The organism is Pararoseomonas baculiformis, assembly GCF_017813395.1.
Classification (GTDB): Bacteria; Pseudomonadota; Alphaproteobacteria; order Acetobacterales; family Acetobacteraceae; genus Roseomonas; species Roseomonas baculiformis.
The window spans coordinates 63,888-86,960 of sequence record NZ_JAGIZB010000007.1 but is presented as its reverse complement, the minus strand read 5'-3'; the positions used below and the strand labels follow the sequence as shown (position 1 = coordinate 86,960).

The 23,073-nt window shown below is 67.2% G+C and carries 19 protein-coding genes, 1 tRNA gene and 1 pseudogene; 9 read left to right on the top strand and 12 right to left on the bottom strand.

What is annotated here, in order from left to right; translation table 11 throughout:
* Window positions 1-64 precede the first annotated feature (64 nt).
* The 7 genes from J8J14_RS09080 to carA form a co-directional block, all read right to left on the bottom strand.
* Window positions 65-1,318, bottom strand: a complete 1,254-nt coding sequence (locus tag J8J14_RS09080) for a threonine ammonia-lyase (RefSeq protein WP_209379187.1) — start codon at window positions 1,316-1,318, stop codon at window positions 65-67.
* 11 nt (window positions 1,319-1,329) lie between these two features.
* A complete protein-coding gene (greA, locus tag J8J14_RS09075; RefSeq protein WP_209379186.1) occupies window positions 1,330-1,803 on the bottom strand; it encodes a transcription elongation factor GreA in 474 nt (157 codons plus the stop codon).
* A gap of 190 nt (window positions 1,804-1,993) precedes the next feature.
* Window positions 1,994-5,242, bottom strand: a complete 3,249-nt coding sequence (gene carB / locus J8J14_RS09070; RefSeq protein WP_209379185.1) for a carbamoyl-phosphate synthase large subunit — start codon at window positions 5,240-5,242, stop codon at window positions 1,994-1,996.
* Window positions 5,243-5,245: 3 nt separating this feature from the next.
* On the bottom strand, window positions 5,246-5,533 hold the full coding sequence (locus tag J8J14_RS09065) for a hypothetical protein (RefSeq protein ID WP_209379184.1): 288 nt from the start codon (window positions 5,531-5,533) through the stop codon (window positions 5,246-5,248).
* Window positions 5,530-5,778: a hypothetical protein gene (locus tag J8J14_RS09060; protein ID WP_209379183.1), complete on the bottom strand. Its 249-nt coding sequence runs from the start codon at window positions 5,776-5,778 to the stop codon at window positions 5,530-5,532. The genes J8J14_RS09065 and J8J14_RS09060 overlap by 4 nt, the downstream gene beginning before the upstream one ends.
* Window positions 5,775-6,407, bottom strand: a complete 633-nt coding sequence (locus tag J8J14_RS09055) for a LysE family translocator (protein ID WP_209379182.1) — start codon at window positions 6,405-6,407, stop codon at window positions 5,775-5,777. The genes J8J14_RS09060 and J8J14_RS09055 overlap by 4 nt, the downstream gene beginning before the upstream one ends.
* A gap of 1 nt (window position 6,408) precedes the next feature.
* Window positions 6,409-7,803, bottom strand: coding sequence for a glutamine-hydrolyzing carbamoyl-phosphate synthase small subunit (gene carA / locus J8J14_RS09050; protein ID WP_209379181.1), 1,395 nt, complete (start codon window positions 7,801-7,803; stop codon window positions 6,409-6,411).
* A gap of 152 nt (window positions 7,804-7,955) precedes the next feature.
* Here carA and J8J14_RS09045 point away from each other — a divergent pair, with 152 nt between their 5' ends.
* From J8J14_RS09045 to J8J14_RS09020, 7 genes and pseudogenes are all read left to right on the top strand, one after another.
* Window positions 7,956-8,414, top strand: coding sequence for a GatB/YqeY domain-containing protein (locus J8J14_RS09045; RefSeq protein ID WP_209379180.1), 459 nt, complete (start codon window positions 7,956-7,958; stop codon window positions 8,412-8,414).
* A gap of 66 nt (window positions 8,415-8,480) precedes the next feature.
* The gene (gene dnaG / locus J8J14_RS09040; protein ID WP_209379179.1) at window positions 8,481-10,394 is read left to right on the top strand and encodes a DNA primase; all 1,914 of its coding nucleotides are present in this window, start codon (window positions 8,481-8,483) and stop codon (window positions 10,392-10,394) included.
* Between the two features lie 71 nt (window positions 10,395-10,465).
* The gene (gene rpoD, locus J8J14_RS09035) at window positions 10,466-12,400 is read left to right on the top strand and encodes an RNA polymerase sigma factor RpoD (protein ID WP_209379178.1); all 1,935 of its coding nucleotides are present in this window, start codon (window positions 10,466-10,468) and stop codon (window positions 12,398-12,400) included.
* 10 nt (window positions 12,401-12,410) lie between these two features.
* Window positions 12,411-12,962 (top strand): GNAT family N-acetyltransferase, encoded by a 552-nt coding sequence (locus J8J14_RS09030; protein ID WP_209379177.1) that lies wholly within the window; start codon window positions 12,411-12,413, stop codon window positions 12,960-12,962.
* A gap of 189 nt (window positions 12,963-13,151) precedes the next feature.
* Window positions 13,152-13,310, top strand: a pseudogene (locus J8J14_RS25750) (helix-turn-helix domain-containing protein); the annotation flags it as partial.
* Between the two features lie 83 nt (window positions 13,311-13,393).
* On the top strand, window positions 13,394-13,663 hold the full coding sequence (locus J8J14_RS25745) for a winged helix-turn-helix domain-containing protein (RefSeq protein ID WP_408895781.1): 270 nt from the start codon (window positions 13,394-13,396) through the stop codon (window positions 13,661-13,663).
* Window positions 13,664-13,666: 3 nt separating this feature from the next.
* A complete protein-coding gene (locus tag J8J14_RS09020) occupies window positions 13,667-14,128 on the top strand; it encodes a transposase (protein ID WP_245215602.1) in 462 nt (153 codons plus the stop codon).
* Here J8J14_RS09020 and J8J14_RS09015 read toward each other — a convergent pair.
* The 3 genes from J8J14_RS09015 to ppa form a co-directional block, all read right to left on the bottom strand.
* On the bottom strand, window positions 14,095-15,363 hold the full coding sequence (locus tag J8J14_RS09015) for a hypothetical protein (RefSeq protein WP_209379174.1): 1,269 nt from the start codon (window positions 15,361-15,363) through the stop codon (window positions 14,095-14,097). The two genes, J8J14_RS09020 and J8J14_RS09015, sit on opposite strands and share 34 nt — an antisense overlap.
* Window positions 15,364-15,537: 174 nt before the next feature.
* The gene (locus J8J14_RS09010) at window positions 15,538-17,103 is read right to left on the bottom strand and encodes a hypothetical protein (protein WP_209379173.1); all 1,566 of its coding nucleotides are present in this window, start codon (window positions 17,101-17,103) and stop codon (window positions 15,538-15,540) included.
* A 279-nt stretch (window positions 17,104-17,382) separates the two neighbouring features.
* Entirely contained in the window at window positions 17,383-17,907 is a 525-nt protein-coding gene (gene ppa / locus J8J14_RS09005) for an inorganic diphosphatase (protein ID WP_209379172.1), read from the bottom strand.
* A 187-nt stretch (window positions 17,908-18,094) separates the two neighbouring features.
* Between ppa and J8J14_RS09000 the strand changes: the two genes are divergently transcribed.
* Window positions 18,095-19,345 carry an E22 family MetX-like putative esterase gene (locus tag J8J14_RS09000; RefSeq protein ID WP_245215601.1) on the top strand — a complete coding sequence of 417 codons (1,251 nt, stop codon included), beginning with the start codon at window positions 18,095-18,097 and terminating at the stop codon, window positions 19,343-19,345.
* A gap of 72 nt (window positions 19,346-19,417) precedes the next feature.
* A tRNA-Ile gene (locus J8J14_RS08995) sits at window positions 19,418-19,490 on the top strand.
* A 4-nt stretch (window positions 19,491-19,494) separates the two neighbouring features.
* Here J8J14_RS08995 and J8J14_RS08990 read toward each other — a convergent pair.
* Window positions 19,495-22,047 (bottom strand): AsmA family protein, encoded by a 2,553-nt coding sequence (locus J8J14_RS08990; protein WP_209379171.1) that lies wholly within the window; start codon window positions 22,045-22,047, stop codon window positions 19,495-19,497.
* 22 nt (window positions 22,048-22,069) lie between these two features.
* Entirely contained in the window at window positions 22,070-23,044 is a 975-nt protein-coding gene (locus J8J14_RS08985) for an RluA family pseudouridine synthase (RefSeq protein WP_209379170.1), read from the bottom strand.
* Window positions 23,045-23,073 lie beyond the last annotated feature (29 nt).

Sequence of the window (23,073 nt, the reverse complement as noted above, 5' to 3'; positions counted from 1 at the left end):
CTTCCAGATCCCAGGGCGCCAACGCGGCTGCCGCATCGCGGTTACGGCGTGGTCCCGGCGCGGCTCAGCCGCGGCGGACGATGTAGTCCCCAGCCTCCAGCGCGGCCACGATGGCGGCGCCCTGGGCCGAATCCCGCACCTCGACCATCAGCTCCAGCTCTGCGGTCTGGACGGAAGGGGCGGCGAAGAGGCGCTGGTGGCTGACCTCGATCACATTGCCCCCCGCCGCGGCCACGCGGGTGGAAATATCGGCCAGGACGCCGGGGCGGTCCGGAATGTCCAGGTGCAGGCGAAGGATACGGCCATCCCGCAGAAGGTTCCGCAGCAGCACATTGGCCAGGATCCGCGGGTCGATATTGCCGCCGCAGACCGCGGTGGCCACGCGCTTGCCCGCGAAGAGGTCCGGGCGGGACAGCACCGCCGCCAGCCCGGCGGCGCCGGCACCCTCGGATGTCACCTTCGCATTCTCGGCCAGCACGGCGATGCCCTGCTCCACCGCTGCCTCGGGCACCACCAGGACCTCGATGCCCATGTCGCGCAGAAGGGCGAAGGGCAGCTCCCCCACATCGCGCACGGCGATGCCCTCGGCCACCGTGGGGCCGCCGACATGCACCGCCTTCCCGGCCAGGCGCTGCGCCATGGCCGGATAGCCCTCCACCTCCACGCCATACACCTTCAGGCCCGGGCGGGCCTCGGCGATGGCGGCGGCGCAGCCGGCCAGAAGCCCGCCCCCGCCCACAGGCAGGATCACGGCGTCCAGCGGCCCAGCGTCTTCCAGGATCTCCAGTGCCATGGTGCCCTGGCCGGCGATCACGGCGGGGTCGTCATAGGGATGGATGAAGGTCAGCCCGTCCCGCAGCGCCAGCTCATGCGCATGGGCCGCGGCCTCGGCCAGGGTCTCGCCATGCAGCACCACCTTGGCACTCCACCCCTCCGTCCGGACCACCTTCGTGGCCGGGGTGAAGCGCGGCATCACGATGGTGGCGGAAACGCCGAGCAGGGAGGCATGGCGCGCCACGGCCTGGGCATGGTTGCCGGCCGACATGGCGATCACCCCCGCCGCCCGCTCCCGCGCCGTGAGAAGGGCGAGGCGGTTGGCCGCCCCCCGCTCCTTGAAGGCGCCAGTGGCCTGGAGGTTGTCCAGCTTCAGCAGGACCTGTGCCCCGGCGATGCGGGCGATGGCCTGCGGCTCCACCAGCGGGGTGCGCAGGACCGCCCCCCGGATCCGCTCCGCCGCCGCCCGCACATCGGCGAGGGCTATGCTGGGCGTCGCGGCCACGGGAGCGGCTGCGGCGGCCCTGGCGAGGGTAGCGGTCATGACAGGGCGGATCAGCTATAGGTGACGGCGGTGATCTCGACGGAGCGCGCCCCGCCCGGGGCCGGCACCTCGACGCTGTCGCCCACCTTGCGCCCGATCAGGGCCTTGGCGAGCGGGGAGGAGATGGAGATCGACCCGTTCTTCATGTCGGCCTCATAGGCGCCGATGATGCGGTAGGTCTTTTCCTCCTCCGTCTCCTCATCGACGATCGTGACCTTCGCCCCGAAGCGCACCTGGTCGCCCGAGAGCTTGGAGGTGTCGATCACCTCGACCGAGGGAATGACGGATTCGAGGTCGGCGATCCGCCCCTCGATGAAGGACTGCTTCTCGCGCGCCGCGTGATACTCGGCGTTCTCGGAAAGATCGCCATGGGCGCGGGCCTCCGCGATCGCGCGAATCACGGCAGGCCGCTCCTCGGCTCGCAGCACGCGGAGCTCCTCCTCAAGGCGCGCAAGGCCTTCGGCGGTCATCGGGAACTTCTGCACGGGCGGTGATCCCCCCAGTTGCGACACATGGCCAGTGCCATCCGTGCGCCCCCGGAACGGGCGGCACGCCGGATGGCTGAGATGCGGCCGCCGCGCCCCCGGTGAAAGGGGCGCGGCGGCCTTAAACGCTTGGGGCGGGCGCTGGATGAACCAGTCCCGCCCCAATCCAGTGAGGGCCCGCCAGGACCCTCTACGAGAACGAAGGCTGAAAATACGCCTGGAGCGGCGCCACATCAAGGGTGCCTGCCCGAAGGGCCGCGATGGCGTGAACGGCGGCCCGCGCCCCGGCGATGGTGGTGTAGTGCGGCACCCCCTGGGTCAGCGCGCTCCGGCGGATGTCGAAGCTGTCGGAAACCGACCGCCCGCCGCCGGTGGTGTTGATCACCAGCTGGATCTCGCCGGACTTGATGGCGTCCACGCAATGCGGCCGCCCCTCCAGCACCTTGTTCACCACCCGCACGGCGAGCCCGGCCTCGCGCAGCCGCACGGCGGTGCCGCGGGTGGCCAGGATGTCGAAGCCCATCTCCGCCAGGCGCCGGGCGAGGGAGACCGCCGCCGCCTTGTCGGAGTCCTTCACCGAGATGAAGGCCGTGCCGGTTTCCGGCAGCTTCACCCCGGCCCCCATCTGGGACTTGAGGAAGGCTCGCTCGAAGGAGAGGTCGAGGCCCATCACCTCGCCCGTGGACTTCATCTCCGGCCCGAGCAGCACGTCAACGCCGGGGAAGCGGTTGAAGGGGAACACCGCCTCCTTCACCGCCACATGGCGGTTGATGAGGCTGTCATCGAGCTTGAACTCGGCCAGCCTGGCGCCCGCCATCACCCGCGCGCCGATCTTGGCCACGGGCACGCCGGTGGCCTTGGCGACGAAGGGCACGGTGCGGGAGGCGCGGGGGTTCACCTCCAGCACGAAGATCTCCCCGTCCTTCACGGCGTACTGCACGTTCATCAGCCCGCGCACCTTCAGGGCCCGCGCCATGGCCTCGGTCTCGGCCTTCAGCTCGGTGATGATCGCGGGCGGCAGGGAATAGGGCGGCAGGGAGCAGGCGCTGTCGCCGGAATGGATGCCGGCCTCCTCGATATGCTCCATCACGCCCGCGACATAGACCTCGCCCGACGCATCGGCGATGCAGTCCACATCCACCTCGATCGCGTCCTGCAGGTACTGGTCGATCAGGATCGGGTTCTCGCCCGAGACCTTCACCGCCTCCTTGCCGAAGCGGATGAGCTGCTCGTGGTTATAGGCGATCTCCATCGCCCGGCCGCCGAGAACGTAGGAGGGCCGCACCACCACGGGGTAGCCGATGCGCTCCACCTCGCGCTCCGCCTCTTCCAGGTTGCGGGCAATGCCGTTCTGCGGCTGCTTCAGGCCCAGGCCCTTCAGCAGCTGCTGGAAGCGCTCGCGGTCCTCGGCGATGTCGATCGCTTCCGCCGAGGTGCCGAGGATGGGGATGCCCGCCTTGTCCAGCGCCTGGGAGAGCTTGAGCGGGGTCTGGCCGCCATACTGCACGATGCAGCCGAGCAGCGTGCCCTTCTCCTGCTCCTTGCGGATGAGGGCGATCACGTCCTCGCCCGTCAGGGGCTCGAAATACAGGCGGTCGGAGGTGTCGTAGTCGGTGGAGACCGTCTCCGGGTTGCAGTTGACCATGATGGTCTCGAACCCGGCCTCGCGCAGCGCATAGGCGGCGTGGACGCAGCAATAGTCGAACTCGATGCCCTGGCCGATGCGGTTCGGCCCGCCGCCGAGGATCACCACCTTCTTCCGGTCCGTCGGCTCGCTCTCGCAGACCGGCGTGCCGAAGCCGCCCTCATAGGTCGAGTACATGTAGGGCGTGGAGGAGGCGAACTCGGCCGCGCAGGTGTCGATGCGCTTGTAGACGGGCTTCACGCCCAGCCGCTCGCGCCGCACCTGCACCTCGGGCTCCTGCAGCCCGGCCAGCTTCGCCAGGCGCTTGTCGGAGAAGCCCATCGCCTTCAGCCGGCGCATGCCGTTCGCATCCGTCGGCAGGCCGTTCTGGATGACCCCGGCCTCGGCCTTCACGATCCTCTCGAACTCGCGCAGGAACCAGGGGTCGAACTTGCTGGCCGCGTGGATGGTCTCCACCGAGAGACCCGCGCGCAGGGCCTGGGCGGCCATCAACAGCCGGTCCGGCGTGGGGGTGGAGAGGGCGGAGATATAGGCCTCCTCCGATCCGTCGCCCGGCACCTCCACGTCATCGAAGCCGGACAGCCCTGTCTCCAGCCCGCGCAGGCCCTTCTGCATGGCCTCCGCGAAGCTCCGGCCGATCGCCATGGTCTCGCCCACCGATTTCATGCTGGTGGTCAGCGTGTTCGGCGTGCCCGGGAACTTCTCGAAGGTGAAGCGCGGGATCTTCACCACCACGTAGTCGATCGTCGGCTCGAAGGCGGCCGGCGTGGTCTTGGTGATGTCGTTCGCCAGCTCGTCCAGCGTGTAGCCCACGGCCAGCTTCGCCGCGATCTTGGCGATGGGGAAGCCGGTGGCCTTGGAGGCGAGCGCGGAGGAGCGCGAGACGCGCGGATTCATCTCGATGACGACCATGCGGCCATCCACCGGGTTGATGCCGAACTGCACGTTGGAGCCGCCGGTATCCACGCCGATCTCGCGCAGGCAGGCGATGCTCGCATCGCGCATGCGCTGGTATTCCTTGTCGGTCAGCGTCAGCGCGGGGGCTATGGTGATGCTGTCGCCGGTGTGCACGCCCATCGGGTCCAGGTTCTCGATGGAGCAGACGATGATGCAGTTGTCCGCGCTGTCGCGGACCACTTCCATCTCGTACTCCTTCCAGCCCAGCACGCTCTCCTCGATCAGCACCTCGGTCGTCATGGAGGCGTCCAGGCCCGAGGCGACGATCTGCTCGAATTCCTCGCGGTTATAGGCGATGCCGCCGCCCGTGCCGCCGAGGGTGAAGGAGGGGCGGATGACGCAGGGCAGCTTCACCAGCTCCAGCCCGGCGCGCGCCTCCTCCATCGTGTGGGCGATGTGGCTGCGCGGGCTCTCGATGCCGATCCTGGTCATGGCATCGCGGAACTTCAGGCGGTCCTCGGCCTTGTCGATCACCTCGGCCTTCGCGCCGATCAGCTCGCAGCCATACTTCGCCAGCGCGCCGGATGCGTCGAGCTTCAGCGCGGTGTTCAGCGCGGTCTGCCCGCCCATGGTCGGCAGGATGGCATCCGGCCGCTCCTTGGCGATGATCTTCTCGACCACCTCGGGCGTGATCGGCTCGATATAGGTCGCGTCCGCCAGCTCGGGGTCGGTCATGATCGTGGCGGGGTTCGAGTTCACCAGGATCACGCGGTAGCCCTCGGCGCGCAGGGCCTTGCAGGCCTGGGCGCCGGAATAGTCGAACTCGCAGGCCTGGCCGATGATGATCGGGCCCGCGCCGATGATGAGGATGGACTGGATGTCGGTGCGCTTCGGCATGGCTCAGGCCCTCCGGGGCAGCAGGAAGAGGATGACGGCCGCCGCGCCCTGGAGCACGGCGGAAAAGGTGAGGGTGGCCAGCGCCGTGCCTTCGAGGCGCGGCGAGGAGGCGAAGGGAAGGGACAGCAGCCCCGCGGCACCCAGGCAGGCGAGGGCCGACATGCCCGTCCGGATGCCGTGCGTCGTGCCACGCAGCGCCCGCCAGGCGAGCGGCGTGCCCGCCGCGAGCACGAGGAACGCGATCGCGGCGCCGTAGAGGAGCGGATCGAGGTTCAGGGCGATGTCGCTCACCGCGCCCGCCCCAGGAAGGGGCGCAGGATCAGGAAGAGCAGCGCGTGGATGCCGGCCCAGAGGGCCGCCGCCAGCACGCGCCCGCCCTCATGCCCGTCCTCGGCGAAGAAGACGATGCCGCCGAGCGCCACGAAGGAGATCGCCACGCCGCGCAGCCAGGCCTTGTCGCGCGGCTGTCCCACACGGGTGAGCGCCCACCATGACAGAAGCGAGAGCGGCAGCGCGAGGATGAGGAGGCGGATCATGCGCGGGAGTCCACCGCCAGCTTTGTCGCCAGCAGGGCCAGCGCGCCGCCCAGCACCCAGCGCTGCACGGCCAGCCAGGCCGGGCGGGTGGAGAGGAAGCGCGCCACCCCGCCCGCCCCCGCGACCATCAGCGCGTCGAAAAGCGTGCAGATCGCGATCTGCACCGTGCCCAGCACCAGCCCCTGCAGGAACAGGCTGCCGCGCTCCGGATCCATGAAGGCCGGCAGCACGGCAACATAGAACAGGGCCACCTTCGGGTTCAGCGCCGCCGTGGCGAAGCCTAGGGAGAAAAGGCGCAGGCCGCTCTCGGGCGGGATAGGGCGCGGGGAGAAAAGGGCTGCCCCGCCGGGCCGGATGCTTTGCCAGGCCAGCCAGGCCAGATAGGCCGCGCCGCCCAGGCGCATGGCATCATAGGCATAGGGCACCGCCAGCAGCGCCGCCGTGATCCCCGCCGCCGCGCCGAGCATGATCGCCAGGCTGCCGGCCTGGCAGCCGATGAGCGACAGCATCCCCGCCTGCGTCCCCTGCGCCAGCGTGCGGGAGACGAGGTAGAACAGGTTCGGACCGGGCGTGAGAGCAAGCCCGACCGACAGCGCCGCGAAGGCGAGGAGGGAGGCGGCGGAGGGCAAGTTACCCGGCCTTGCTCATCATCTCGGTGAAGCGATGGAACAGGTAGTGGCTGTCGCTCGGGCCCGGCGATGCCTCGGGGTGGTACTGCACGGAGAAGGCCTTCTTCTCCTCGCAGGCGATCCCCTCGTTGGAGCCGTCGAACAGGCTCACATGGGTCACCCTCACGCCCTCGGGCAGCGACTTGTCGTCCACGGCGAAGCCGTGATTCTGGCTGGTGATCTCCACCTTGCCCGTGGCCAGGTCCTTCACCGGCTGGTTGGCGCCGCGATGCCCGCGGTCCAGCTTGTAGGTCTTCGCGCCGAGCGCGAGGGAGAGCAGCTGGTGGCCGAGGCAGATGCCGAAGATCGGCTTGCCCGCGTCGAGCACGCCCTGGATGGCCGGGACCGCGTATTCGCCCGTCGCCGCCGGGTCACCGGGGCCGTTGGAGAGGAAGACGCCATCCGGCCCGTGCCGCAGGATCTCCTCGGCGGTGGCGGTGGCGGGAACCACGGTCACCTCGCAGCCCGCATCGGCCAGGCAGCGCAGGATGTTGCGCTTGGCGCCGTAGTCGATGGCGACCACCTTGTGCTTCGGCGCCGCCTGCTTCGAATAGCCCTGGCCCCAGGCCCAGAGCGCCTCGTCCCACTTATAGGACTGGCGGCAGGAAACGTCCTTTGCCAGGTCCATGCCCTCCAGCCCCGGCCAGCCCGCCGCCTCGGCGCGCAGGGCAGTGAGATCGAACTTGCCGTCGGGCGCGTGGCAGATCACCCCGTTCGGGGCGCCGGCGTCGCGGATCATGGCGGTCAGGGCGCGGGTGTCCACGCCGGAGATGCCGGGGATGCCATGGCTCTTCAGCCAGTCATCCAGGTCCCGCGTGGCGCGGTAGTTGGAGGGTTCGGTGACATCCACCTTCACCACCAGCCCGCGCGCGGCGGGGGTGATGGATTCGATGTCCTCGGGATTGGCGCCGACATTGCCGATATGCGGGAAGGTGAAGCTGATGATCTGCCCGGCATAGGAAGGGTCGGTCAGCGTCTCCTGGTAGCCGGTCATGCCCGTGTTGAAGCAGACCTCGCCTACCTTCCTTCCGGTGGCGCCGAAGCCGCGGCCCCAGATCACCTGGCCATTGCCGAGCACGAGGCAGGCCGTCGCGCCCTCGGGCACGGCATCGGCCTGCGGGGCATTCGGGGCAGGGGTCATCGAGGGCTCCGGGTTCGAATGGGGCAGTGGATCGGCATCAGCGCGGGGCAGGTCTTCCAGGGAAAGCCCTGTGGCGGCGAGGACCGCCGGCCAGTGCCGGGGTGGAATCGCACGCGCCTGGCGCCATTTGCGGATGGCTTCCGTGCCCACGCCGCAATGCGCCGCTGCCGCGCTGGCGCCACCCATCAGGGTCAGGATCTGCTCGACCGTCCGCATGGCAGGGCATATGTGGGAAAATACTTCCCAAGGGAAGAGGAAAGCGCATGCCGCTCTGGGAAATCATTTCCCAGTCTGGCGCATGACCCTCCGCCATGGCCGGAAGCCCTGATCCGCTCTACACCGCGCGCCCGTAAACAGAGGAGTCCGAAATGAGCCTTCGCGCCCGCTTCACCGAGGAACTCAAGGCCGCCATGCGGGCCGGCGACACGGCCCGCACCTCCACCATCCGGATGATCACCGCCAAGCTGAAGGATGCGGACATCGCTTCCCGCCCCTCGGGCGTGGACCAGATCCCGGAGGAGCAGATCACCTCCATGCTGCGCGGCATGGTGAAGAGCCGGCGCGAGAGCGTGGAGATGTACCGCCAGGGCAATCGCCCCGAGCTGGCCGAGAAGGAGGAGGCGGAGATCGCCGTGATCGAGTCCTTCCTGCCACAGCAGATGGACGAGGCCGCGATGCAGGCCGCCGTGCAGGACGCCGTGGCCGAGACCGGCGCCTCCTCGGTGAAGGATATGGGCAAGGTCATGGCCGTGCTGAAGGCGAAGCATGCGGCAGTGCTGGACATGGCCAAGGCCGGGCCGATGGTGAAGGCTGCGCTGGGGGGCTGATGCGGGGGATCCCGCTCTCGCAAACTCTCCGCCTCCGGCCGGAAATGCTCTAGAGAGGTAGGGCCGATGGCCCTTCCTCCCAATTTCCTCGACGAGCTGCGCGCCCGCACGCCCCTGCCGCCGCTGATCGGCCGCAAGGTCAAGCTCACCCGCAACGGGCGCCAGTGGAAGGGCTGCTGCCCCTTCCACAACGAGAAGACCCCCTCCTTCTACGTCTATGATGACCACTACCACTGCTTCGGCTGCGGCCAGCACGGGGACGCCATCGGCTTCACCATGCAGACCGAGGGGCTGCCCTTCCGGGAAGCGGTGGAGCGCCTGGCGCATGAGGCCGGGCTGGAGGTGCCGAAGGAATCCCCCCGCCAGGCCGCACGCGAAGCCCGCGCGAAGGACCTGCATGAGGTGCTCGCCGCCGCCGCCGAAGCGATGCAGCGCTGGCTCCGTGCTCCGGAGGGGCGGGAAGGGCTGGATTACCTGAAGCGGCGCGGCCTGACCGATGAGACCATCGCCCGCTTCGGCCTGGGCTGGTCCGGCACCGGCCGGGGCGTCCTGGCCGAGGCGTTGAAGCCCCTGGGCATTGAGCCGCGCCAGCTGGCGGAAGCCGGCCTCTCCAGGCCCGTCGAGGGCAGGGAGGGGGTCTTCAACGATTTCTTCTACAACCGCGTCATGTTCCCGATCCGGGACAAGCGCGGCCGGATCGTGTCCTTCGGTGGCCGGATCCTGGGTGATGGCCAGCCCAAATACCTGAACGGCCCGGAAACGGACGTCTTTTCCAAGCGCCGGACCCTCTACGGCCTCGACCTGGCGCGAGAGGCGGTGTTCCGCGGCAAGGCCCGGCTGATCGTGGCCGAGGGCTATATGGATGTGATCGCCCTGCACCAGGCCGGGTTCGAGGGCGCGGTGGCCCCGCTCGGCACGGCCCTGACACCGGAGCAGATGGAGGAGATCTGGCGCGTCTCGCCTGAGCCGGTTCTGTGCCTTGATGCCGATGCCGCGGGCCTGCGCGCCGCCAGCCGGACGGCCGAGATGGTGATGCCCCTGCTGGGCACGGAGCGGACGCTGCGCTTCGCGACCGTGGAAGGAGGCAAGGACCCGGACGAGCTGATCCGCGCCAAGGGCCCCGCCGCCTTCCAGGCCGTGCTGGACGCGGCCAGGCCCCTCTCGGTCGCCCTTTATGACCTGATGAGTGCGGGCCGCCCCCTGGAGAGCCCGGAGGGGCGGGCGGCTTTCCGGAACGACCTGGCGGCCGCGGCCAACCAGATCCCGGATAAGGCCCTGGCCGCCGAATACCGCCGCGCCCTGCTGGACCGCTTCTTCGAGACCACCCGCCCCCAGCGCCCGCAGCGTCCCCAGGGCGGGGCAGCGGGCTTTGCGCCGCGCGGCGGCCGCCCCGGCTTCAAGCCGCCGCCCCGCCTGCCACCCCGTCCGTCGCCGGGAGCGGAGAGCGCGCGGCTGGAACAGGCCCGCTGCCTCCTGGCCATCACGCTGACCCATCCCTGGCTGCTGAACGAGGTGGAGGAGGCCTTCGCCCTCCTGGAACTGCCGCATGGCCCGCCATCGGCCCTTCAGGCGGCCATGCTGGCCTGGCATGCGGGGCAGGTGCTGGCGGAAGAGGCACAGAACCTCACGGAAGCGTCAAACAGCGGCGGGAGCTCGCTTGACTCGGCCGATCTGGTTGCCCACTTGGACGCGACCGGCCTGAATGAGGCCCGGGCCTGGGTCATGCGCGCGACCGGCCTCCCGCGGGAGGCGCGTCCCGATGCCCAGCCCGGGGAGAGCCTGGCGGGCTGGTGGCATTTCTTCGGCTTCCTTCGGGGCGAGGGCGCGCTGGTCGAGGACTTGGTGGAGGCGAGACGCGAGCTGGAGGCGGCGAACGATGCCGCGGCCCAGGCGCGCGTCATCCGGCTCAGCCAGGCCCTCTCCGCCCTGCGTCGTGGCGAGACGGGGCTGGAGGAGGGCGCCGAAAGCGCCGCTCCATAGGGTAGAGACAGAATTTGATCCCCGGCGGGCTCCGGCGCCCCCGGCGGGTCCTTCCGTGGCGGGAGACAGGCATGGCGACGAAGGTGGCGAACGGCACGGAAACAGCGGAGCACCGCGACGAGGCGGTGGAGGGCGCGCTGCTCGACAGCGTGCTGGCCTCTGTGAAGAAGCTCATGGCCAAGGGCAAAGAGCGCGGCTACATCACCTACGACGAATTCAACGCCGCCCTGCCGCAGGGCCAGGTTTCCTCGGAGCAGATCGAGGACACCATGGCCCTTTTCTCCGAGATGGGCATCAACCTCGTCGAGGCCGAGGAAAGCGCCGACGAGGACACGGAGAAGAAGACTCCCGCCAAGGCCGAGGGTGAGGAAGGCGAGGAGAAGGCCGAGGGCGAGGACGAGGAGTCCGGCGGCAATGTGGACGAGGAGAGCCTCGGCCGCACCGATGACCCCGTCCGCATGTATCTCCGCGAGATGGGCAGCGTGGAGCTGCTCTCGCGCGAGGGCGAGATCGCCATCGCCAAGCGGATCGAGGCCGGCCGCGACATGATGATCGGCGGGCTCTGCGAGAGCCCGCTGACCTTCCGCGCGATCGTCGGCTGGCATGAGTCCGTGGTCAGCGGGAAGCTGCTGCTGCGCGACGTCATCGACCTTGAGGCCACCAACAACGCCGACATGCCGGATGGCCCGCCGCCGGAGGCGGAGGAGTTCGAGGAGGGCGAGGAAGGCGAGGGCGTCGGCCTGTCCCTCTCCGCCCTGGAGGAGAAGCTGAAGCCGGAGGCGCTGGCCGCCTTCGAGGCGATCGAGGCCGCCTACGCCAAGCTTGAGAAGATGTCCTCCAAGCGGATGGAGGCCTACACGACCGGCGGTGAGCTGGCCGCCAAGTCCGAGAAGAGCTACGAGAAGCAGCGCCAGGAGCTGGTTGCGCTGGTGCAGAAGGTGCACCTGCACAACAACCGGATCGAGGAACTGGTCGACCAGATCAAGGGCCTCTACCGCCGCATGGTGGGCCTTGAGGGTCAGGTCCTCCGCCTTGCCGAGAGCCACAAGGTCAAGCGCGCCGAGTTCCTGGAGCACTGGCAGGGTTCGGAGATGGACCCGGCTTGGTTCGACCGCATCTCCAAGCTGAAGGGCAAGGCGTGGCAGGCCTTCGTGGCGAACAGCCGCGACGAGGCAGAGGCCATCCGTGGCGAGATCGGCAAGGTCGCCGCCATCACCGGCCTGCCGGTGAGCGAGTACAAGCGCGTCTACGCCACCGTGTCCCGCGGCGAGCGCGACATGACCCAGGCGAAGAAGGAGATGATCGAGGCCAATCTCCGCCTCGTGATCTCGATCGCCAAGAAGTACACGAACCGCGGCCTGCAGTTCCTGGACCTCATCCAGGAGGGCAATATCGGCCTGATGAAGGCCGTGGATAAGTTCGAGTATCGCCGCGGCTACAAGTTCTCCACCTATGCCACCTGGTGGATCCGGCAGGCGATCACCCGCTCCATCGCGGACCAGGCGCGGACCATCCGCATCCCGGTCCATATGATCGAGACGATCAACAAGCTGGTCCGCACCAGCCGGCAGATGCTGCACGAGATCGGCCGCGAGCCCCAGCCGGAGGAGCTGGCCGAGAAGCTCGGCATGCCGTTGGAAAAGGTCCGCAAGGTCCTGAAGATCGCCAAGGAGCCGATCTCCCTCGAGACGCCGATCGGCGACGAGGAGGACAGCCATCTCGGCGACTTCATCGAGGACAAGAACGCGATCATCCCGCTGGATGCCGCGATCCAGTCCAACCTGCGCGAGGCGACGACGCGGGTGCTGTCCAGCCTGACGCCGCGTGAGGAACGCGTTCTGCGGATGCGCTTCGGCATCGGCATGAACACGGACCATACGCTGGAAGAGGTAGGCCAGCAGTTCAACGTGACCCGCGAGCGTATCCGCCAGATCGAGGCGAAGGCGCTGCGGAAGCTGAAGCACCCCACCCGCAGCCGCAAGCTGCGCTCCTTCCTCGACAGCTAGGCCGCCGGGGATGCCCACGACCCCGGTCCAGGTCGAGGTCACCTTCCTTCGCATGGAGCGTCCGCCGGCCGAGCCGCCGGCGGCGCTGCCACCCGATGTGGGGGTGGTGCCCGTTCCCGGCTGCACCGTGGGCTTCTATCGCTATCTCTATGACACGGTCGGGCGCGACTGGTGCTGGTGGCTGCGGCGCACGTTGCCGGACGCGAAGATCGAGGCGATCCTGCGCGATCCGTCGGTCTCCATCCACGCCCTGTATCACGGCGGCGAGCCGGCTGGCTTCTACGAGCTGGAGCGCCGCTGGGATGGCACGACCAACCTTTCCTATTTCGGATTGATGCCGCATGCGATCGGCGGTGGCCTCGGGCGCGCCTTCCTGCGCCATGCTATCGACACGGCCTGGGCAGGGCCCTGCAACCTGCTGACGGTGAACACCTGCACCGCCGACCATCCGCGGGCGCTGCCGAACTACATCGCAGCCGGGTTCCGGGCGGTGCGAAGGGTACGAGAGGAATGGCCGGTGCCGACGGAACTCGGGCTGAGGCTGCCGCAGCGGGCCTGGTAGCGGGACTCACAAATTTCGTACGGCAATTCTGGCCGTACGAACGGCGTCCAGATCGTGAAGCTAGTCAGGACTTCTCATACCGCCGAGCGGGTGAATTGACTCGGGTGTAATTTCCGCGCGGGCGTGGCGAGTGCGGCCGAGCTGCGGCGCCTGTCCAAGCTTCAGTGGAGCCGGCGGACGGCGACGCGGATGCTGGCGGTGGCACACGCCCTCGATGGGCTGAGCCGGGCAGAGGCAGCGCGGCTGGTCGGGTTGGAACGCCAAGCGCTACGGGATGCGGTGGTGCGCTACAATGCCGAGGGGATGGATCGTCTGCGGGACCGCCCCAAGTCGGGGCGGCCAACAACCCTGGGCGACGCTGAGCAGGCCGTGCTGATGGCCACCATTTTGCGCGAGCCTGACCCGAGCGCGACGGCGGGGCGGAGTGGACGCTGCCGATGCTGTGCCGCTGGATCGAGGAGCGCCTCGGTAAGCACCTGCACCCGGACAGCCTGTCGCGCGTGGTGCGAGAGCTGGACTTGTCGCGAGAGAAGACCCGGCCGCGGCACCCGGGTTCGGATGAAGGTGCCAAGGTAGCCTTCGCAAAGGGGCTGTGCCGCGCTGTAGCCGAAGTCGCCGCGGACCATCCGGGTCGACGGATCGGGCTCTGGTTCCAGGACGAAGCAAGGGTCGGCCAGAAGGGCCGGACAGGTCATCGCTGATGGATGCGAGGGCAGCGCCCGCGGGGCTTGTGCGACCAGCGTTATGACTGGACCTACCCCTACGCCGCTGTCCGGCCCGCGACTGGAGAGGGCTTCGCGCTGGTCCTACCCATGGTCTCGACCCGGGCTATGAGCGTGTTTCTCAAGCGCTTCTCCGAAAGCCTCGCGCCCGACGTCTACGCCGTCCTCGTGCTCGACCAGGCGGGCTGGCACGGCTCGCACCAACTCCGCGTGCCCGAGAACGTCACCTTGGTTCCGTTCTCGCCTTATGCCCCGGAACTCAATCCAGTGGAGCGCGTCTGGCTTCACCTGCGCGAGCGAATTCTGTCCCACCGCCTGGACAACAGCAACGACGGCCGCATCGACGCGTGCTCCAAGCCTGGAACCAGCTCACCCCGAGCGCCTCAAATCCCTCACCAATTGTCACTGGATCAGGAAAGGCACTTCATAGGCTCGGCGGTATGAGAGGCTACAAAGGTGAATGTTTCCCATATGGAAGGACGAAGGCGGTTGCAGCAGAGCTCACCGTTTGGCTCGGCACACAAAAATAAACCAGCCGCCCGCAGGTGAAACAAGTTTTTTTCTAAACGAATAACTTCGAAGCAGTTGCCAAGTAGTTTGGTTTGCCCAACTGGTTGCCGCCTGATGTGTAGTCCTGAATCGTAAAGGCAGAGTTCCACCTCGCAGTTAGCCAACTGCACAAAGAAGGTCAACCTGTCGTTCGAAAGTCGCAGATTTAGAGGTTTTAGGGCTGTTGCGTGAGAGGATGCGCTGTTTTTGTCAATGTGTATGCAACGGTCCAGTTCCGGGCTGTAGAAAAGGGTTGTGTTGTGAGAGCTTTGGATTGAAACCGAGACTCGGGGCTTGTCTTCTCCGAAGAAGTCGTGGAAAAAATCCAAAAAGAGATCGGCGGCATTATTCGGCATTGAAGGTCGACTGGGTGTGTTGTTCGGGTTTCCATAATGCTTGCGCCGGTACTGAAACGGTAAGTTGATGACGCTGCGTTTGATGTCACCTGTCGGCAAAGAGGGATCAATTGGCAGATTGTGAACGAAGGAATAATTGGGCCAAGCGAGACAGGTTAATGCTCCCCCGCGTTGTAGGATTCGACGACTTAGGCCGATTTCGCCATGCCGGATTACATCGATGCGCTTTTCCTCGTGCTCTCCTGGAAAGTTCTTAATGAACTCACGAAAGTCTCCCACCCGTCCGAAGAAGGCGTATGTCTGCACATGTGGTGAAGCGCTCTCCACAGGCAGGCCTGGATGCCCGCTTAGGTTGATTGTAGAGCCACACAGTTGAACATCAGGAAACTTATGGTATTGCTCAATGTATTTCGAATACCAACCATTGCCTAGAGGTCCGTACGCGCTCCTATTGATGAAAAGAACGTAATCCTCGTCTTTTGCGGTTTTACAGATCATGCGTAGGCAGTGTGCGAATGAACTAAAATCTCGACCTAGGTTTGACTTGAATGCCACTTCCTGAATGCTGACGGAGGTGGAGCTCAGCGCTACCTTCAAGGCATCATGGAGGCCGGCATCAATCTTGGTTCGCTCCGCTACGGTGCTCACAGCAACATATACGCTCAGGTGGCTGACGCCCGAAGCATAAGTGCCCATGTTGGAGAAGTGAAGCTCGTCAAGCTCGTATGTGGCCCGTTCATTCGCTGTAGCGTAAGCCAGGAAATAAGAAACCACTCTGTGCCTCCGCTAAGCGTTTTAGCTCGTTGTTAGTGAAGCATATTCGTTAGGCTAACTTAACTCCCGAGGAACCCGGTGAGGTCGCTGTTCATGAAGTCAAGTTGCTGCCAAGCATGCTGGCGGACCATGTGACGTCGGTCTACGTTCATTGATCCGGAGTCGAGACTACTTTTAACACACCTGGGTTGCCTCAAACAATTCCAGAGTCTCTATGTAGGCCCAAAATTCGTCCTCGGATGGATGGTTAAACATGAGTCGGTGGGCAGTCTTGATGTAGTCGTCACGAAGCTTCCGAGATGAAGGATCTAAATTGCTGATCACGACCAGTCCGGTGGGTCGGCAGTTCGCAACTTGTATGCACAAATCAGGACGTTCCCGGCGCAACAGCGGAACTAGTCGCCATAAGTCACCAGTACAAGCACGTGCCAAGGTCTGATCTTTGCGTGCTCGCATGTTCCGGGCGCGCTCGGTCATTTCGAAGTTGATGGGAACAACGTCGGTGAAGATGATCTTGGAATTGGAGGAGCAGTACTGTTCGATATTGATGATCATTCTGAGGACGAATTCAGAATGGTTCTGTGCTTTTATGTGGGCAAGGTCGATGCAGCCGGCGAGAACTTCGCACGGATCGGTGGTGGCAAAGAATTCATCCGCTGAAATGTCATATGACTGGACATTTGGCGAGGAGGGCTCTCGGTTAGGAGTAGGAGTTTCCTGTTGTATGTTCAGAGTTACGCGGTTTGGGCCGATGTTAAGGAAGCGCCTCGTATTGCTGCCGGCGCCCAACCGCTGGATTACTGCCTCAGTTGGTGGACCTGAAAGTCCCGACACGCGCGGCAGCCCTTCGTGCTCCATTTTGCGGAGCTGATGCGTTTCTGACCCGGTTGCTGGCGTCTGCTGTCCAACAAGCTGATTGCGACTGATGGAGGCTGGAATGCCTCGGCTGTTATAGAAAGGTACGGGAGCGACCCTCGCCTCTGGAATGATAGTTACTCCTTCAGGAGTGAAAAGGATCCTCGATCCGTCGTGTGGCAAGTTTCGGCGCTTGAGTTCGAAATTCTCGTCGCGAATTGCACCATCTGCCCGTACGCGTTGGGCACGCACGGGAAGTTCAGAGATTCGGCAGTCGCCTTTGCCTACCGCGTAGCCGAGTAGTCGTTCGGGAGAGAGGCCATTCTGGGCGTTGAACTCGTCCAGGAGATCGAGGCGATTTGCGTAGTGTTCCGCTGCAAGCCCGTCCGTAAACGCAAAACGGTCGTTCAACCCTCCGCCCCAGTGGTGCCATGCCGGGAGGGCAATATTCCCGCTGCCTCTGAACTTTTCGGCTATCTGCAAAAAACGAATTTCATCCAAGTATAACAGATCGGGGCGAGCGAAGAGATAATAATCAAACCGGGTACTCACGATGCTTTCGCAAAACGTCCACGCCCGCTTCAAAGAGGTTAGCTGATGAAGTAGATTGCGAATCGACGCCCAATTATCATTAAAATTATCTGTTCCCGACTGCAGTCTGGTGAGGTGTGGGGTTATTGCACTGTCGTCCTGACGTGCCAGTACGTAATGATCCGCGCCGAGCATCAGGCATTCCGCAGGATTGACGAGGGTGCTTGCTTCTTTTGATCTTATATTATTTATTTGAGTAACCAAATTGAGCGCGGCTATTGTAGTGATTTGGACTGATTTATCTGAATTGGATTCGTATATGTTGCGCCGGATGGCGTCGATCGTTGTGGGCATGTTCCTCGCCAGTCCAAAGAATACGACGGCTACTCTCATGGGGCGCTTTGCTCCTGGCTAGGAGGTCGGTTTGAGTGATATTTGCAATAATAAAGTACGGCTCCAGCGAAGTAACGCAGACTGTTCTCTAGACGCGCGTTTTGTTCATTCAAATGCTGCGCAACGGAGCGATACATTCGCATTTATCGGACCGTTAGTCATCGCTGACGTGGGGCGCTGAATGCAGCAGCAGAGGCGTCGAGCCTCCTGTGCGATCTATCCAGCTTTGCTGTCCGGCGACTACTTCCCGGCCGCCGCAACCCCTTTCGAGATCAGCTCCGCGGCCTGCTCCTTGGTGCCCCAGCCCGTGATCTTCACCCACTTGCCCGGCTCCAGGTCCTTGTAGCGGGCGAAGAAGTGCTCGATCTGCTGGCGCGTGATCTTCGGCAGGTCGTCGCAGGACTGGATATCGGAAAAATAGGGGTGGAGCTTGTCATGCGGCACGCAGACGATCTTCTCGTCCTGCCCCGCCTCGTCCTCCATCAGCAGCACGCCGATCGGGCGGCAGCGGATGACACAGCCCGGCACCACGGCGGCAGGGATCAGCACCAGCGCGTCGGTCGGATCGCCGTCATCGGCGATGGTGCCGGGGATGAAGCCATAGGCCGCCGGGTAGTTCATGGGCGTGAACAGGAAGCGGTCCACCACCACCGCCCCGCTCGCCTTGTCCAGCTCATACTTCACCGAGGAACCCTCGGGGATTTCGATCACCACGTTGATGTCGTAGGGCGGGGCCTTGCCGGTCGGGAGCTGGCTCAGATTCATGGAGGCGGTCCTGGTTGAAGGCGGGCGTTCCGCCGCGGCTTGCGACGAAATGTTCCGGCGCGTCTAGCAGCGGCAGGGGCGGCCGGCAATTCGCCGCAAAGCGCCTCTAAGAGCCCTGCTGTCCGCTTGCGGCGGGCCATGGCAGCCCGCAGCATGGCGGCGAGAGAGATCCTGGGAGGATGCGAGTTTGAGTGAGGCCCGTCCCATTTCCCGCCGCGGCCTGCTGGCGGCACCGCTCCTGGCATCGCCGGCGCTGCTGGTCCGCCCGGCGGCTGCCCAATCGCCCCAGCCCGCCACCCCGGCCCCCGCATCGGCGCCCCCGGCTGGCGAGCCGCTGATCGTCCGCAAGCAGGTCTTCGACGCCGGGGAATACCGGACGCGGGGCGGGGGCACGGTCCCCAATGCCCGCATCGGCTATCAGACGGCGGGCACGCTGAACCAGGCCGGCGACAACGCCGTGCTGATCACCCATTTCTTCTCGGCGAACAGCCACGCCTTCGGGCGCTACGCGGCGAATGGTCCGGCGGGCTACTGGGACAACATCATCGGCCCGGGCAAGGCGATCGACACGAACCGGTTCTTCGTCGTGTCCTCGGACACGCTGGTGAACCTGAACCTGAACGACGCGACCACCACCAGCACCGGCCCCGCCGCCCTCGATCCATCCACGGGCCGTCCCTTCGCGCTGAACTACCCCGTCGTCTCCATGCGGGACTTCATCGAGGTGCAGAAGCGCCTGCTGGACAGCCTCGGGGTGAAGCGCCTCGCCCTGGCCGCCGGGCCGTCCATGGGGGCGCTGCAGGCAATCGAATGGGCCTGCGCCTATCCGGAGATGGTGGAGCGCGTGATGCCGGCCGTGGGCACCGGGGAGTTCGACGCCTTCCTGATCGGCTGGATGGAACTCTGGGAATCGCCGATCCGCATGGATCCGAACTGGCGGAACGGCGATTATTACGGCCAGGGCCGCGAGCCTCCGACGCGGGGCCTGGCTGAGGCGCTGAAGATCGTCACCCTCCAGGCACGGGACCGCGGCGCCATGGCCCAGTTCGGCCGCCGGCCCGTGGAAGGCCAGGACCCCGCCCGCAAGATCACGGACCAGTTCGCCGTGGAGCGTTTCCTGGACGAGGCGGCCACCGCCCGCGCCAAGACCGCGGACGCGAACGCCTTCATCTATCTCACCCGGGCCAACCAGCTTTTCCTGCACGAGTATCCGGACACCGCGGCGGCCCTCTCCCGCAGCCAGGCGCGCTGGCTCGTCCTGCCCGCGCCAGGGGACCGGGTCTTCCCGATCAGCTACAATGTCGATCTGGTAGAGGCTTTGCGGAAGGCCGGGCGCCCGGTGGAAATGGTGGAACTGCAGGGCGGCCTCGGCCATCTGGAAGGGGTCGCCAGCATGAACAAGGCCGAGCCGGCCATCCGCCGCTTCCTCGGCACCTGACGCTACGTGTCGCTTCTCCCGGTTCCGGTGATTTCACCGGAACCGGATCTGCTCTAGAGAGCGACGCGGGACGGGCCGGTAGCTCAACGGTTAGAGCTGGCCGCTCATAACGGCTTGGTTGCGGGTTCGATTCCTGCCCGGCCCATCCCCTATCGCCCGAGCAACCCGCGCAGCAGGTCCTGGACCGCCGGGCGGCGTTCCCGCTGCGGCTCCGGTGCCGGGGCCGGCGGCGTTCCCACGGCGGGGGCGGCCCCACGGGCCACCGCCAGCTGCTCTGCGCAATCCGCCGCACCCGGCGCGCCGTTCCGCCCGCCCAGCAGGCTTTCGGCCAAGGCGCCCAGCGCGGCTGTTTCCCGGTCATCCGAGCGGCGGGCCAGCCCGCCGAGAACGCCCGCCGCCGCGGCGGCCGCCGCGTTCGGATCCACGGAAAAGCGCGGATTGGCGAAGCGGCCGGTGATGCCCACCGGCGTGGTCAGGGAAACATCGCCCACCCGCACCACCGGGCGAAGGCGGAAGGCCAGGGTTTCATCCCCCAGATTGGCCGCGCCACCCCCGGTCACGGTGGCGACCCCGGTCTGGACGAGCAGGGCACGGGATTGCGCCACGCCCGCCTGCAGGTCGAAGCGCAGGGCGACGCAGCGGATCTCCGCGGCCTCGCCGGCCGTGTTCTCCGGCACGATCCCGCGAAGCGCCTGGGTCGCGCCCGCCAGCAGGCGGGGATCGACCTGACCACCGGTCATGGCAAGGCCAATATGCCCGCCCAGGCTGGCCGCCAGGGCGCGGGTGCCCGCGCCTTCGCCGTTCAGCGCCAGGTCCAGCGCGCCAGGGCCGGAAACGGGGGAGCGGATGCCGAAGGCGGAGAGAAGAGGCGCCGGGTCCACGCCGCCCGCGCCGCTCCGCAACGTCAGGGCTAGGCGCGGCACGGGCCCGCCGGCTTCCGCGGAGAGCGCGCCGGTCACCGGGCCGCCCGGAGTTCCCGCCGCGAAGCGCTCCAGCTTCAGCGCCTGTCCCTGCAGCACGGCCCGCAGGGTAATGTCCCGCCAGTCGGCGCCACGCAGGCGCAGCAGCGCCACGCTGCCCTCGGCTTCCAGGGCGAGCGGGGCGTCGCGGACCGCGGAAAGGTCGATCGGGCTATCCGGAATCACGCGGTTGGCCGCCCTGGCCGGGGCGGTTTCCGTCGCCGGGGGCGGCGTTGGCTGCCCCTGCGGCGCCGCCTGCGGGGCGGCCCCCGCCGCCGGCACGGACAGGGCATCGGCGTCCAGTCGGTCAAGCATCGCTTGCAGCCGTAGCCGCGGAACCGGCTCGCCCCGGCGCCAGGAAAGCGAGCCCCGCCCCACCGCCTCGCGCGAGGTAAGGGTGACGGAAGGCAGTTCCGCACCCTCAGCCGTCACGCGGACCCGTCCATCGGCGCTGGCATCGTGCAGGGCCGGCAGGTCCGGCCGCCCCGCACGCGCACCAAGGGCGCGGAGATCGGCGGCGCGGAGGGAGAACAGCCATTCCGTTCCCTCCACGCGCCCGGCTTGCCCCAGGCTGCCTCGCAGGGATGCGGCAAGCCCTTCGCCCTCGATATTGGCAAGCAGGGGCAGGGCACCACCGCCGCGCACGGCATCAAGGCTGGGCCCCTGCACGGCCAGGGCCACCGGGATGTCGCCAAGGCGTAGGCTGCCATTCAGCGTGACCGGGGCATCCGGCGCCGTGGCGGAGAGCTGAACCGGGCCGATGGAAAGCGGCTGTCCTCCCAGGGGAAGGCTCACCTCCGCCGCCGACACATGCAGCGTGCCCAGCCCCGCAGCACCGGCATCGGCAACGGCGGAAAGGTTCCGGGCCGCCGGCAAAGGCGTGCCGGGCAGAAGGGGCGCGAGCCGGGCCGCGCTGTCCGCGGTGGCGGCCAGCCGCAGGCGCCAGCCATCGGGGCGGAAGGGTAGGGCGAGGCTGCCGCTCGCCTCGACATTCAGCCCAGGCGCTGACAGGCCGGCCTGGAAGGGCCATTCCCCGGGCCCGCCGGCCAGAAGCACGGCCAGCGGGCCGGTGCCGCCATTCACGGTGGCGGTGACGCCGCGCAGCACCGCCTGGCCCTCCGCCAGGATGGAGCGCTCCGTGCCCCGCAGGGTGAGGCGTGGCAGTTCCACCACCTCCTCATGCCCCGGCGACCGCCAGGTCACACGGCCCCGCTCGATGGTGACGGCGTCCACGGCAAGGCCGAAGGGCTGGTCCGGATCCGCCGGCGGGGCGGCTGGGGCCGTGCCCGGCGCCTCCGGGCGCTGGCGCCCCATCTCCCAGTTCCCGCGCCCCTCCGGGCCGATCTCCAGCAGCAGGTCCGGCTCGACCAGGGCGAGACGGCGCAGTTCCACCTGTCTGGAGAGGAGCGGGATCAGGGCCAGCTCCGCCTCGATCCGGCGCGCACGCAGCATCTCCGGGCGGGAAAAGCCGGGTGGATTGGCGAGCACCGGGTTCTCAATCCCGATGGTGGGGACGAGGGCCGGGCGGATCGTCAGCGCGCCCAGGGTGAAGCGCCGACCCGTGGCCGCCTCCACCGCTGCCTCGACCCGCGGCCGAACCGCGTCCGAGCGCAGCGCCACCCAGATCGCCCCATAGGCCGCGAGCGGCAGGCCGATGACCAGAAGGCCCAGGGCGACCAGCCAGGGGCGGAGGCGGCGGAGGCGAGACCTCCGGTCGCGCCCGGGCGTTGCGGGCTCGGTCATGGCATGGCTCCCGGAACTGAGGTCAGCGGGTCCGCTTGGCCGGCGGCGTGCGGGGTCGGTCGAAGCCGAGGAATTCGAAGCTCTCCTTCATATGGGGCGGCAGGGGCGCCGCGACGGAGAGGGTGCCGCCCTCGGGGTGCGGCAGCTCGATGGCGCGGGCATGCAGGTGCAGGAGGCCGGGCATTCCCTCAATATGTGCCGCCGCCCCGCCGTATTTGCCATCCCCGAGAATGGGGCATTTCAGCGCGGCGGCCGCATGGACGCGGAGCTGGTGGGTGCGGCCGGTCAGCGGGTGCATCTCCAGCCAGGAGACGTGTTTGCGGGCATTGTCCACCACCTCGTAGTCGGTGATGGCATGCGCACCTTCCTCGCCCTCCTCGGCGGCGGTCATGCGCTCCCCGCGCGGGCCGCCCTGCTTGGCGAGGGGCATATTGATGCGCCCGGCCAGCGGGTGGGGGCGGCCGACCACCAGTGCCCAGTAGGTCTTCCGGGCATCCCGCCCCCGGAAGGCGGCGGCAAGCTTCGCCGCCGCCGCCGCGCTGCGGGCCAGGAGGAGGACGCCGGAGGTGTCGCGGTCCAGCCGGTGCACCAGGCGCGGGCGCTCCTCATGGCCGAAGCGCAGCACGTCCAGCATGCCGTCGAGGTGCCGGGCGATATTGGGGCCACCCTGCACCGGCAGCCCGTGCGGCTTGTCCAGCGCGATCACCGAGTCATCTCGGTAGATGACCATGCGCTCCAGCATCTCGGCATCCCGCTCGGAGACCCTGGGCCTCGCGGGCTCGGGGGGAGGGGCCTCGGGCATGGGAGGCACGCGCACCTCCTGGCCCACGGCCAGGCGGGTGTTGGCCTCGGCCCGCTTGCCATCGACCCGCACCTGCCCGGTGCGGAGCATCTTCTGGAGCGCGCCCTGGGTCAGGTGCGGGAAATGGCGGCGGAACCAGCGGTCAAGGCGGATATCGGCCTCGTCCTCGGTCACGGTGATCAGGGCGATGGTCATGGTGCGGGATGTGTAGCACCGGGGCGCCC